At 34.0% G+C, this 11346-nt stretch carries 7 protein-coding genes; 6 read left to right on the top strand and 1 reads right to left on the bottom strand.

Annotated features, from left to right (window positions below; all coding sequences use genetic code 11):
- Positions 1-378: 378 nt before the first annotated feature.
- From AC3DU7_RS13020 to AC3DU7_RS13005, 4 genes are all read left to right on the top strand, one after another.
- Complete coding sequence (locus AC3DU7_RS13020) at positions 379-969, top strand: Uma2 family endonuclease (RefSeq protein ID WP_488039766.1); 591 nt, start codon at positions 379-381, stop codon at positions 967-969.
- Positions 970-1363: 394 nt separating this feature from the next.
- Positions 1364-2542 carry an LptF/LptG family permease gene (locus tag AC3DU7_RS13015; RefSeq protein ID WP_488039765.1) on the top strand — a complete coding sequence of 393 codons (1179 nt, stop codon included), beginning with the start codon at positions 1364-1366 and terminating at the stop codon, positions 2540-2542.
- Between the two features lie 1081 nt (positions 2543-3623).
- Complete coding sequence (locus AC3DU7_RS13010) at positions 3624-3896, top strand: hypothetical protein (RefSeq protein ID WP_488039764.1); 273 nt, start codon at positions 3624-3626, stop codon at positions 3894-3896.
- A 214-nt stretch (positions 3897-4110) separates the two neighbouring features.
- Positions 4111-5892 carry a hypothetical protein gene (locus tag AC3DU7_RS13005; protein ID WP_488039763.1) on the top strand — a complete coding sequence of 594 codons (1782 nt, stop codon included), beginning with the start codon at positions 4111-4113 and terminating at the stop codon, positions 5890-5892.
- Between the two features lie 343 nt (positions 5893-6235).
- Here the strand turns inward: AC3DU7_RS13005 and AC3DU7_RS13000 are convergent, their stop codons facing one another.
- On the bottom strand, positions 6236-7363 hold the full coding sequence (locus AC3DU7_RS13000; RefSeq protein ID WP_488039762.1) for a hypothetical protein: 1128 nt from the start codon (positions 7361-7363) through the stop codon (positions 6236-6238).
- 448 nt (positions 7364-7811) lie between these two features.
- Between AC3DU7_RS13000 and pgl the strand changes: the two genes are divergently transcribed.
- Entirely contained in the window at positions 7812-8519 is a 708-nt protein-coding gene (pgl, locus tag AC3DU7_RS12995) for a 6-phosphogluconolactonase (RefSeq protein WP_488039761.1), read from the top strand.
- 1052 nt (positions 8520-9571) lie between these two features.
- Positions 9572-10378 (top strand): double zinc ribbon and FHA domain-containing protein, encoded by an 807-nt coding sequence (locus tag AC3DU7_RS12990; protein WP_488039760.1) that lies wholly within the window; start codon positions 9572-9574, stop codon positions 10376-10378.
- Positions 10379-11346: the final 968 nt, after the last annotated feature.

The following is an 11346-nucleotide window of genomic DNA, read 5'->3' as shown; positions in this document are numbered from 1 at the left end:
AAGAATCCATTAGCTGCTAAAAGTCCCCCAAAGTTGGGGGATGCGCGGGGGCTTTTTCTAAATTCAACATTCATAGCTTTCTCTTGAAAATTTTGAAGACTTTTTCCCGACTAAATGTTTCAGTATTTTCACCTTCTTTAATAGCTTTTTTCATTAAAATATCTTCTAATAACTCTGCTAAAAATTCATAAAATTCCTCTTTTTGTTCTTGCAGTAACTAAATAATCGCAACTTTCTACAACTCTTTCAATTTTGTTTCATTTATAGTAATTTCAGCCATATTTTTTTTGATAATTCTTTACAGCAATTATAACAATAATAGTAATTACAGCAGATTTAATGATAAGATATAAACAATTAATTTAACTGAAGAAAAACATGATTAATCAACGCAAAGATTATCAAAAAATGACTCCTGAAGAATATCTAGAATGGGAAGCTAAACAAGAATTTCGCCATGAATATATAGATGGAGAAATTTTACCTATGACAAGAGAAAATATTCCTTATAATAATATTGTTCTCAATTTATGTAGTACTTTATATCCCTCTGTTCATCAAAAAAGTTGTCGAATTAATCTGTTGGAGGTGAAAGTTAAGGATGGTAAAAATAGTCGTTATTTTTATCCTGATTTAGTTATTACTTGCAATGCTGAGGATTTAAAATCTCATGACTTTATCGAACATCCTACAGTAATTATTGAAATTCTTTCCCCCAGTACAGAAAAATACGATCGCGGCGATAAGTTTAAATATTATCGTCAATTTCCCAGTTTGCAAGAATATGTTTTAGTAGACTCAAAATCAATGTCTGTAGAAATTTATCAACGTGGCGAGGGAAAAATTTGGCATTATTCTGCATATACAGAAGGAGAGTCAATTACATTATCTAGTATTGAATTTACTTCTGCTATTGAAGTTTTATATGAAGGAGTTAACTTTGAAACTGATACTACCGAGCAACAATAAACGTGGTGCTGCATATCATGGTAGTGCATTGGAATTATTTTGATTATGAGAAATAGCAGTGGGAGCATCTTGCTCCCTGATAACTGAAATGGTAATTTCTCGGCTTCAGCACTTTTATTCAGATTAAGCTAACCTTAAATAATATCCTAAAACACCTCTATTAATCGGGGCAGAATTAAAAAGCTAACCTAGTGCAGGATGGCGGAAATAACTGCTTACAAAATCCAAAAACAATTACAAATCAATACTTTTGAGGGCGTTAGCGGCAGCTCTGCGCTAGCCAATGGCATTTGCTTCGCATAACTATCGTTAACGCCCCTACGACTTTTGACTTGTGCATAGTGGCACTAGCTTTCAATTCTCAGTTGTAGACTTGACTTTAAATCTGAACTATATGGAGCGCAGTATCTCAAAATCTTTATTCTTCCTACAAAGACTGGAACCCAAAATTTCAGTCATGGATCGCTACATCATTACAGAATTAATTGGGCCATTTCTCTTTGGTGTAGGATTATTTTCATCTATCGGGGTAACAGTAGGGGCAATGTTTGAGTTGGTCCGAAAAGTTACAGAATCTGGACTACCTATTTCTATTGCCCTTCAGGTATTTCTATTAAAAATGCCAGAATTTATTGGCCTGGCATTCCCGATGGCAATGGTGTTATCTACCCTCATGGTTTACAGTCAGATGTCTAGCAATAGTGAGGTAGTTGCTATCCGTAGTTGTGGCATTAGCGTCTATCGAATGGTGATACCTACAGTCATATTCAGTCTGACGGTAACTGGTTTAACTTTTGCCCTCAATGAGGTAATTGTACCCAATGCTAATTATCAAGCATCTCTGACTTTAGAGAGAACTTTGGACCGAGAAGATCCTCCTTTTCGGGAAAAAAATATTATCTATCCAGAATTTGGCAAAGTTGAGCGGCCAGACGGAAGCAAGGAAGATACCTTGACTCGTTTATTCTATGCCGAAAAGTTTGATGGTAAGTATATGAAGGGAGTAACTATTATAGATCGTTCCCAATATGGGGTTGACCAAATTGTGTCCTCTGAGTCAGCAACCTGGAATCCAGCAGAAAATATTTGGGACTTGTTTAATGGGACTATTTATATAGTATCTCCAGATGGCTCCTACCGTAATATTGTTAAGTTTGACCATCAAGAATTAAAGCTTTCTACGGCCCCTTTAGATTTAGCAGGTAAGAGACGTACTTACCAACAGATGAATATTCCTCAATCTTATGAATATTTGGAGTTAATGCGACTGAGTGGAAATCATCGGAAAATTGTTAAAACTCAGGTCAGAATTCAACAAAAGTTTGCCGTACCATTTGTTTGTTTAGTTTTGGGTTTAGTAGGAGCAGCTTTAGGAATTAGATCTCAGAGAAATGCAAATAGAGGTACTAGCTTTGGTATTAGTGTGATAATTATTTTCGGCTACTATTTACTTTCTTTTCTGACAGGAGCAATGGGGCAAAAAGAGGTTTTGACTCCTTTTTTGGCTGGATGGCTACCAAATTTTCTAGGTCTTGGAGTAGCTGTATTATTGTTAGTAAGAGCCTCTCGTTAATCAAGTCAAAATTCAAAAGTCAAAATTCAAAAGTCAAAATTCAAAAATGAAGTCAAAATTCAAAAGTCAAAATTCAAAAGTTAGAAGTTTAATTATTACTGTATTTTTATGATTTTACTCAAACCAGAAATTTAACTAATAACTGATTAAAAGGTAGGGTTTTAGACACAATTATTTTGAGAGTTCAAAACTAGGGTGTACAAATGTTGAGCAATTGAAGATTAAGGGTAATCCAAGTAACATTTGCCTACCTTTTTATTCTTTGGTACGACTTTTTTCATGTCATTTATTGATAGAAGTAGCACCGAAAGACTCTGCTCTGAAGACTATTATTTATATGAAATAGGTAATCTGAAATATTGTAGCTTTTTGCTAAGACCTGCAAAATATAGGTAGGTCTGTTCAACAATTAATAATTAATAATGAATAATTAGGGTTTGCGCTCAAAAGTCTTATGGGTGAGGGTAGGAGTCAGAATTCAGCAATTCAGCAATTCAGAATAAATGGGAATTACAGAGGATGTAGTTGGAAAAATTTCCCCCTTAATTTCTGCGTCCAAGTCTTGTCAAAATCCTAACTTTTTGAGCATTTTCAACTGAAAACCAGGCACTGCAATTCGACCCTAAAAACCATCAAACCAATATAAGTCAATACTTTGATATTTAATCAGCAAGCCCTAATTACCTCTTCTTAAAAACGGATAGGATTGGTTAAAAGGAAATTTTTTTCTTGATTATCCCCTTAAAAGAGAAGGCTTTAAACCACTATTTTTCGGTAATATGTGAAGATTCACTGCCCCTCCCCAATAATTTAATTTTCCTTTATTACAACCACCTCTTTTTCCTTCTGCTTATAATGCTAAAGTATGAGTTGCTTTTCTAATAAAACCTAGATCCTTTTTTACATAATTAAAATTATTTATCTCGTATTCATGACTTTGAGGGAGTTTTAATGAATATAAACTTGCCAGCTTTTATAGTAAGATTTAATTCTGACTCAATTAGTAAAGCTTTTACCTAAAACTAAAAGTAATAGCTGATTGCTGAAGTGCTGACGGCTGTTTGCTTACCTATAATCAAATATGTCAAATCCTTTAATATCCAAATTAAAAATAACTAGATTTTTATCGATTTTACATAAAAATTTGATAAATCGAAGCTGGATATTCTGGTTTGCTTTAAGTTTAGCTATTGTCTTAATTTATAGTCTTGAATCTCTCAAAGTATCCTTCCAAAGTGAATATTTCATCCAAGATGATGCACGACAACATATATTTTGGATGCGTCGTTTTTTAGATGCAGAATTATTTCCTCAAGATTTCATTGCTGACTATTTTCAATCAGTAGCTCCATAATGAAGTTAAAAGTCAAAAGTCAAAAGTCAAAAATGAAGTCAAAATTCAAAAGTCAAAAGTCAAAAGTTAGAAATGAAGTCAAAATTCAAAAGTTAAAAGTTAAAAGTTAAAAGTTAAAATTCAGAATTTACAATAAATTGGCAGAAATGATTCATACTAAACAACGATTGGCAATCATATCATGTCTTACAACATCGCTAATCTATAATCAAATATGACAAATCCTTTAATATCTAAATTAAAAATAACTAGATTTTTATCAATTTTACATAAAAATTTGATAAATCGAAGCGGGATATTTTGGTTTGGTTTAAGTTTAGCTATTGTCTTAATTTATGGTTTTGAATCTCTCAAAGTATCCTTCCAAAGTGAATATTTCATCCAAGATGATGCACGACAACATATATTTTGGATGCGTCGTTTTTTAGATGCAGAATTATTTCCTCAAGATTTCATTGCTGACTATTTTCAATCAGTAGCTCCCTGGGGATATAAAACTTTTTATTGGCTCATCACATCTTTAGGTATCGACCCCATTTTTTTAGGTAAATTATTACCAATATTTCTTGGATTAATTTCGACAATTTACTGTTTTGGAATAAGTTTACAAATTCTACCTATTCCAGCGGTAGGTTTTTTTAGTTCATTGATTTTAAATCAAACTTTATGGATGGAAGATGACTTAGTTTCTGCTACTCCCAGAGCATTTTTTTCTACACTTTTTTTAGCATTCTTATATTACTTACTCCGAAATTCTTTCTTTCCTGTATTAGTAGCGATCGCTCTCCAAGCAGTTTTTTATCCTCATACTGTTTTACTATCAGTAAGTATCTTAACTATTCGACTATTTTCTTACGATAAAAAACGGTTAAAATTTACTTCAGTCCGCCTAAATTATTGGCTATGGTTAGGAGCAATCATAACTGTTGCAATTATACTTCTACCATACAAATTTTCTGCTACGGAATTCGGGTCAATTATTACTGCTGCGGAAGCTAAATTACAACCAATTTTTAATTATGTTGATGGTAAATATGGTAGAGCATTCTTTTTTCACGAAAATCCTTTGATTTTTTGGCTAATAGGGCCAAGGAGTGGCATCTTATTTTTAGGATTTTTATCTCCACTAGCGATCGCTTCATTATTCTTACCTTTTATACTCGGAAAAAGTCAAAAATTTCCTCTGGCAAAACAAGTTTCTTTTAAGGTAGAAATATTAGTTCAAATTTTACTAGCATCTATTGGATTATTTTTCCTAGCTCATGCTTTTTTATTTCAGCTTCATTTTCCAAATAGATATATTTATCATAGTATGCGAGTAATGATACCAATAGCTGCTGGTATTGCTTTAACAATATGGTTGGATAGTTATTTGAATCAAGTTATTTTTCAGCTAAAAAATGGCTTGACTTTTCCACAAAGAATATATCTCAGTTGCACAGTTTTATTATTAGCGGTCTTAAGTATTATTCCTTTTTCCCAAGACCTAACTATAGATAATCAGTTCTACATTAAAGGCAAAGAAATAGAACTATATGAATATTTACTAGCACAACCGAAAGATATATTAATTGCCTCCATATCTAAAGAATCAGATAATATTCCTACTTTTGCCCAACGTTCTACCTTAGTCGCTCAGGAATATAGTTTGCCTTACCATACAAAATATTATGCTCAGTTTAGTCAAAGAGCAAAGGATTTAATTCAGGCTCAATATACTTCTAACCCAGAAGAGGTTAATAATTTTATTCAGAAGTATGGAATAGATTTTTGGTTGCTCGATCTAACAGCTTATAATCCTAGATATGTAGCCGATAAAGAATTAATTCGTCAGTATAATTTAGCAGATACAATTATTTATCAATTAGAGCAAAATATGATTCCTGCGTTATCCGTTACTATTGAAAATTGTACTGTATTAACAAGTAAGAGAATAGTATTATTACCAACATCATGCATTCAAAATGAGTTGATGAAATTTACTCAAATTAAGTAAGCATTCAGCAGTCAGCTATCAGCTATCAGCTATTAGTTTATTGCCTTAGTAAGGAGAATTCAAAGTTATCTTTGTGCAGCATTCCGCAGAAAAGAAATACGTTCATACATCTGGAAAGCGTACCATGAGAAACAGAAATGCTGTTTGCGGAGCATTCCGTAGGAAATCCTAATAGCTAAATGCTTACCAAATTAAAGCAGGTTTTCGGTTGAATTAAATGAATTGGAATTTTACAGAAAGTAAGTTGTTATATCATGTTCGGTAAAACAGTTTATAAGAAGCCAGAAATTTTTACCCCCAGTTCTAAAAGCTAATAGCTGATAGCTACAAAGATAATAGCTAGTTAAAAAGGATTATTCCAACGTTCGCCATATGCACGATTAAAATTATTATTACGTCTAGAAAAAGGGTTATTAGAAGGATTTGATGGTACGTTTTGGTTTACCTGATTAGGATTAACTCCATAGTTATATTGCTGTTGCTGATTTTGCGGATATCCTTGATTACCATAATAGTTAGGAACTCTTCCATTGTTAACTCCATTTATCCGATTTTGATTATTAGCTAAACTATTAGGCACTCTTGGCAATGGGGGTAAATTTGGATTAGTAGGTTGCCCTTGAAGAGAATTATTATATCCTGGTAAATTTCTGGGATTATTGTTTTGATTTGCCGTACCAGATAAATCTGTATAATAAGGTTTTGGTTGATTAATATTTATCGGTGGTAAAGGTGAATTCAAATTATTGTTTTGTGGAGATTGATAACTGTTGGATGTTGCAATTCCAGGAAAAGGAGAAGGTGTAATATCTCTAGGTTTTATCTCAGTAGGATAGAGGTTAAAATTATTATTTTGAGACTGAGAAATTGAGGATGCTTGAGATTGATTTTGAGACCGCTGGTAATCATCTAAAGCATTCTGTAGAGGATTTGCAGGTTTTTCCTTTTTCTCTTCCTGATTGTTTTCGTCTAATATATTAAGACTGCGTAAAATAGGAGTGGTTAATAATAGAGAATTGTCTAATTGATTTTGAGTAGGAAGATTTTGAATTTTTGTTTTAGGTTGAGGGAGCGTTAATTTTTCTTGAGATTTTGTAGGGTTTTTTTGTGGAGCTAATTCATTTTTACTTTCTTCTTGTAGCTCATTTGGTAAAATTTTATCAGGAACTACTAAAGAATTAAATTGAGAATTTTCAGCATCTTTTAAATCTTCTATTAAAACTGAAGAACTATCAATATTGCTAATAATAGAAATTTCTTCTGGAGATAAATTTTCAGTGATAGTATTTCCACTTGTTACTGAATCATCATCTTCAATAGCCAACCATTCTGGATGAACTGTTAATTCCCAAGCAAATAATAGCACTAAAGAAGCAACACCAATTGGCCCCCAAACTAAGGGTTTCGTCAGATGACTAAATCTGGCTCGAAAGTAGCGTATGGAATTGGGTAATTTTTTGGGAGTAGACATAGGTTTTGTTTTTTTATTAATGGTTTTTCCCTGGCATTAATCTCGTCATAACTAGAAAATTTTATTTGTGAGAAATACACTAGAATTTTTTCAGATATTAGGATTTTTTTTAGGCCAATATAATATTTCGAGCCAATAATAAATTTTGTTTATTTTCTAATAATCGAACTAAAGATCTGGAAAAGTTGCATCAAGTCAGCAACAATAAACAGAGCTACTATTATTTATTTATCGCTCAAAAACTTTTTTTCCAAATCATTAATTACTAAACTTATACCACCTAAATTTTCCCATCATAAATACCTTAAGCAAATACTAATATTATTTGAAGTAACGAGATAAACTGACTTCTGAATCAAAATCGCTGTAGCATGACTTTGATACCCAAATTTATCAAAGAATTGTTATTTGGGTAAGTATATTTTAGCACAACACAAATAAACGTCAAATGAACAAACAGGTTAAATTACTACAGAGTAAAGAAGAGTTAATCGAGCAAGCCTTAGAAATTTGCTTGGCTAAAATGCAAGAGGCCATTTCACAGCGAGGCCAATGTACTATAGCTTTAGCAGGTGGTAATACTCCAAGACCACTTTATGAGTCCATAGCAACTCAAAATCTACCTTGGGATAAAATTCATGTCTTCTGGGGCGATGAACGCTATGTAGATCCTGACCACTCAGATAGTAACCAAAAAATGGCTAGGCAAGCTTGGTTAGACCGAGTGCCTATACCACCAACAAATATTCATGCTATGCCTACAGCAGCTGGAGACCCTGAAGCTGATGCCTCAAGCCATGATGCTCATTTGCGAGAATTTTTTCAGGTATCACCAGGAGATTTTCCTAGTTTTGATTTGATTTTGCTGGGAATGGGCGGTGATGCCCATACAGCTTCCTTATTTCCCCATACAGATGCTTTACAAATCAGCGATCGCCTTGTTACTGTAGGAAATAAAGATGGCCAACCACGATTGACTTTTACAGTTCCACTAATTAATCAGGCTCGTTGCATTATATTTCTAGTTTCTGGTGCAGATAAGCAAGCTGCATTGGATCGAGTATTTGCAGAAAGTGAAGATGAAATGAAATATCCTAGTCGCCTGATTCAGTCTAAAGGAGAACTACATTGGTTACTAACAGGTGTTAATACTTAAGTAGTGATTTGACATACTCTCCGGCCTAAAGGCGCGGAGATTCTCCTGAAACCAGGATTCTTGGTTCAATGAGTCCACTTAAATCAGATACGCAAGCGATACCTAAGCCAGAGATGGTTCTCTCCCCAAGCGTTTGCTCTATTTCAAGAGCCTGTTCCCGTATGCCCTACGGTACAGTTCAAACCTTAAAAAACTTTGGTTCTCTGGTACTTGGTGCTTAAAGCTTTTCCATGCACAAGCATTCCTGTGCAAAACCCCATAACTTTGGTTTTCAAGGTGCTAGTTTGCTACGATTAGTAGCTAGGTTTTTAGAGTGGTTGAATACCTTTGCCACATATATTAAGTATAGCACATGCGTCCCCCTAAAAGGGGGAGGCTTTAAACCCAATTTTTCGGTAACCTCAAAAAAATCTGTAAGAACAAAAAATGTCAGCCCTGCATTGGTTAAGTGTTAGGCTAAGGCAAGGACAGTATTGACATCCTCCCTCGTTATAATCCAGGAGTTTAACGAGAGATTTCCAAACCTTACGATTTAGGTTTACTGCTTGAGTGGCACTTATCTAGATTGTTTCCAACCCCCAACAGTACTCCTATACAGTCAATTTGTTGAACCACGGTCTTTCAACAATTAATAATACAAATTTTTCTTTATTATCCCCTTAAAACCCACATTCTGCACTTCAATTTGTAGCATGAAAATTAGTATAAAATCCGTAGCTTGCTTAAGTATTTATACTATATAAATTATCTTCATTCACCTTGATCGGGAGTCAAATTCTCAGTTAAATATTAAGCATAAATACTTGCGGAATCGTTGACTTCTGTATGACCACTATAATTTTTTCTTAATGCATGACTTTTGACTTATATTTTTATGCTACATTTTGTCGTGCGGAATGTAGGTTAGAATCCCTTTGGCAACAGCCAGAGGAATATCAAATTAGCTATACAATACAATAGAATTAGGATTACTATAGAATCTGAAAGTTAAAAATAAGTATGATTCTTATGTCGGTGTTTCGATCGTCTGGCCGATAACGAGGAGTAGATCAATGATTGTCTGTCCGAATTGCAATCATCAGAATCCTGATGGAGCAACACAATGTGAAGCTTGTTACACTCCCTTACCTGTAACTACGAATTGTCCTAACTGTGGGGCAACAGTTCAAGTTGATGCTGCCTTTTGTGGTCAATGTGGCTTTGATTTGAAAGTTAGTGCTGGTACAGAGGAAGGTCAAGTTTTATCTCAAACCGATCCAGCAGTGATGCCAACCATAGTATCACCAGTATCTGGTACGGATGCAGGTATATCTCCTGAAGGCATACCTGACTTATATTCACCAGATCCATTAGTGACTCCAGAACCTATAGTAGTTTCTGGTACGCCAAACTTAGAAAAATCTAGCAACATTAATACTCCAGTTCCTACTGAGGAACCCCCACAAACTATTAATGCTATTAATACTCCTGTCGTAACTTCTCCATCTCCTACGGTCGGAACTCCAATTCCGGCCAAGACCCAGTTACAAAAACAGTCTGCCAAGTTACTTCATATTAGAACAGATACAGATATTGAATTACCAGTTAATTTATCTGTAATTCACATAGGTAAGCCTAACGACCGAGTACCACCAGATATTGATGTTTCTGGATTTCCTGATTCTGAGGTAGTTTCTCGTAGTCATGCCGATATTAGAGTAGAGGGAGATACTTATTATATTGAAGATATAGGTAGTTCTAATGGTACTTATGTCAATAATACTTCTTTGGCAAGAGGAAATCGACATAAACTGAGACCAGGCGATCGAATATCTTTGGGCAAAGGAGACTTAGTTTCGTTCCTATTTCAAATTTCTTAGCTCAATTTCTAGATTTTAGAGTTATTAAAATCGCCAGCTTTAGGTCTTTCTATAAGTTAAGAAGACACTAAGCTCATTGACATCCTCCCCGGCCTAAAGGAACCTATGCTTTATAAGCAAAATTCTTTACAAAAGTGGATAATGCCTATTCTCAAAAGCTTACAAGCATTTTGTTGGTTTTGCTAATTTGACAAATTGACTAACTTGTGAACTCCTAAAAGTTGTTTTTTTGTCGTTGCGATCGCAACGGCACTAGGAGCTTTCAGCCTCTAAAATATCATTTGATGTTTTTTGTCAAGTTTTATGTTAAGAAAGATGTTTATAAAGCATAGCTAGAGGTATGGGGATTCTTACTGAACCTTAGCTCTTCGGCAGGTTGACGTTTTACTGTCGCATAGCTGCTGCTAACCGCTAACATCGAATACTGCTAACTAATACGTTAAGTCTGACGCTACCCCTCCGCGTCCATTTATAGTTACCGAGGGGCACTCGATAACTCATAGTATTATAACATATCTATAAAAATCAATTAAAAACGATCCAAAAGTCGCCCTAGAAGGGCGAGACTTTAGACCTAATTTTTCAGTAACACTAAAATTTGTTTAATTTATGTTATTTCTAATTTATAGAAAGAATGTCGCACAAAGGACTTTAATTTTACTGCTTCGATATTTCACATTCCGTATTCCCTGTTGCTTAAAAATATAGGATATCTCACAACTAAAGTAAGATTATTATAGTAATTAATTTATACTTCTTTAATTTATATTTTCAACCAAAAATAATACGATTTATTTCTTGACTTCCTTCTTAAATTGTTAAATAAATTTATCAAAATTATGTTCTAGGAGTAAAATTTATGAACAAAATACCAGAAGTAATGAAACATAGTCAACTGTTGAGTAGGTTAGTGCTTGACCAAAAAACAGTTGAAGACCGGGGTCGAATAGAGCAATTGTGCCTTGATA

The organism is Okeania sp. (assembly GCF_983059655.1).
The sequence above is the reverse complement of the archived record's forward strand: the minus strand, read 5'-3'. Positions and strand labels throughout refer to the sequence as shown.

What these genes read in the sequence shown, in the direction of transcription:
- AC3DU7_RS13020 (WP_488039766.1), top strand. Translation starts at nt 379, where the DNA reads ATGATTAATCAACGCAAAGATTATCAAAAAATGACTCCTGAAGAATAT.
- AC3DU7_RS13015 (WP_488039765.1), top strand. Translation starts at nt 1,364, where the DNA reads ATGGAGCGCAGTATCTCAAAATCTTTATTCTTCCTACAAAGACTGGAA.
- AC3DU7_RS13010 (WP_488039764.1), top strand. Translation starts at nt 3,624, where the DNA reads ATGTCAAATCCTTTAATATCCAAATTAAAAATAACTAGATTTTTATCG.
- AC3DU7_RS13005 (WP_488039763.1), top strand. Translation starts at nt 4,111, where the DNA reads ATGACAAATCCTTTAATATCTAAATTAAAAATAACTAGATTTTTATCA.
- AC3DU7_RS13000 (WP_488039762.1), bottom strand. Translation starts at nt 7,363, where the DNA reads ATGTCTACTCCCAAAAAATTACCCAATTCCATACGCTACTTTCGAGCC.
- pgl (WP_488039761.1), top strand. Translation starts at nt 7,812, where the DNA reads ATGAACAAACAGGTTAAATTACTACAGAGTAAAGAAGAGTTAATCGAG.
- AC3DU7_RS12990 (WP_488039760.1), top strand. Translation starts at nt 9,572, where the DNA reads ATGATTGTCTGTCCGAATTGCAATCATCAGAATCCTGATGGAGCAACA.